This is a genomic window from Burkholderia sp. AU28863 (genome assembly GCF_002223195.1).
In the GTDB taxonomy this organism is placed as follows: Bacteria; Pseudomonadota; Gammaproteobacteria; order Burkholderiales; family Burkholderiaceae; genus Burkholderia; species Burkholderia sola.
In genome coordinates this window covers 1-1,677 of the sequence record NZ_NKFE01000029.1, presented here as the reverse complement: position 1 = coordinate 1,677, position 1,677 = coordinate 1, and the positions used below count along the sequence as shown (strand labels likewise).

The window sequence follows — 1,677 nt, the reverse complement described above, 5'->3', positions numbered from 1 at the left end:
CCGCCGCTGCCGCCGTTGTTGCTCGTGCCCGAGCCGCCCGACGAAGCGGGCGAGGGATTGTCGTCGCCGCCGCAAGCGGTCAGCGCGAGGCAGGTCAATGCAATCAGTGCAGCGGCTTTCATCGGGATCACCTTCCAAACGAACAGGACGAACGAAGCCCGTACGCGCGGATCACGCCGCACGCACCGACCATCACGAATCACGAATCAGGATCGGCCGGCGGCCCCCGCCGGCCCGGCGACGTCAGTTGACCTGCAGCTGGCCACCGCGGCCCAGCCCGCCCTTGACGTCCTGCGCCTTGTAGCTGCGCAGCGCCACGACCATCTTGTTCCACGCGTCGATGAACGCGACGACCGTCGCCTTGCCTTCCGGCGTCGTCGAGAAGCCGGCGAGCCCGCCGCCCACCCCGCCGCCGAGGCCGCCCAGCGCCGCGCCGTAGTTCGTCGCCGTCGAGCTGCCTTCCGACGCCGCGATCTGCACCGCCGAGCGCACGTCGAACAGCGTCAGCGTCACCACCGACGCCTTCGTCTGCAGGTGGCCCGCCACCGCCGCCACCGCGCTGTTGCCGATCAGCCCGCCGATCATGCTGCCGATCCCGCCGATCGGCGAATCGTTGATCACGATCTGCGGTTCCATGTAGTAGTCGGCCGCGACGCGCTGGCCCTTCTGCTGCTTCGAGCCCGCGCGGTATTCGCCCGAGTTGCGCTGCAGCTGCGTGATGCGCGACAGGCGCGCGTCGCTCTTCTGGTTGCCGATCGACGTGATCACGAAGCAGTTCGACTGCTGCACGGCCAGCCGCAGCAGCGGGTCGATGCTCGTCACCTTGGTCGCGCTGCCGAACGGGCCCCACCAGTCGGCGTTGCGGCCGTCGTCGACCGCGATCGTGCCCAGCGGCGACGCACAGCGCTGCAGTTGCGAATCGGCGCCGGCGCTCGCGCCGCCTGCCGCCGCGCCCGTCACGCCGGCGTTCTGCCCGCCGGGCGTCACCACGCCGCCGCAACCCGCGACGCACGCGCCAAGCGCTGCAACCAGCGCGCCTTGAGTGAGACGTTGGGAAAGGTTGGTCTTCATGTCGTTGTCGGTCGATTAGAGTCGTTGTTCGGCTTATGTGTTCGTGCGAACGTCGATAAGCCCCCCGGCGTGGCGCGCGATGGTGGTCTCCCCGCTGCTGCCCCGTTGCTCGATACCCGGTCAGTAGTACCAGTACGTCTGTTGCCAGACGCCGTAGTACGGATAGCCCGAGTACCAGTAGCCGTAATACGTGTCACGCCATTGCGTGCGCCACTTCCAGTCTTCTTCGTCTTCTTTCTTGGCCTTGCGCGCGAGTTCGAGCAGCTTTTTCGATTCCTTGTCGCCGCGGCCCGCCGCGATCGACAGCCACTTCTCCGCTTCGCGCGCATCCGAGCCCATTTCCTCGAGGCCGAACAGGTAGAAACCGCCGAGCGCCTTTTGCGCGTTCAGGTCGCCGCGTTCGGCGGCCTCGCGCATCCACTTGAGCGCCTGGTAGCTGTCCTGGCGCACGCCGTCGCCGCGGAAATAGCGCAGGCCAAGGTCGTAGGCGGCCTTCGGCTGGGTCTTCGCGGTTTGCTTGAGCGCGGCGATGCGTGGATCGTCGCGGTCTTGCGCATCGTCCCTTTTTTGATAGGAGACCTGATCTTTAGGGCGATCGGAACAACC

The 1,677-nt window shown here is 67.2% G+C and carries 2 protein-coding genes; both read right to left on the bottom strand.

The window, feature by feature from the left end:
• Positions 1-243 precede the first annotated feature (243 nt).
• Positions 244-1,071 carry a hypothetical protein gene (locus tag CFB81_RS34780; protein WP_089437596.1) on the bottom strand — a complete coding sequence of 276 codons (828 nt, stop codon included), beginning with the start codon at positions 1,069-1,071 and terminating at the stop codon, positions 244-246.
• A 120-nt stretch (positions 1,072-1,191) separates the two neighbouring features.
• The coding region (locus CFB81_RS34775) for a tetratricopeptide repeat protein (RefSeq protein ID WP_089438207.1) at positions 1,192-1,677 on the bottom strand (486 nt) is incomplete at its 5' end.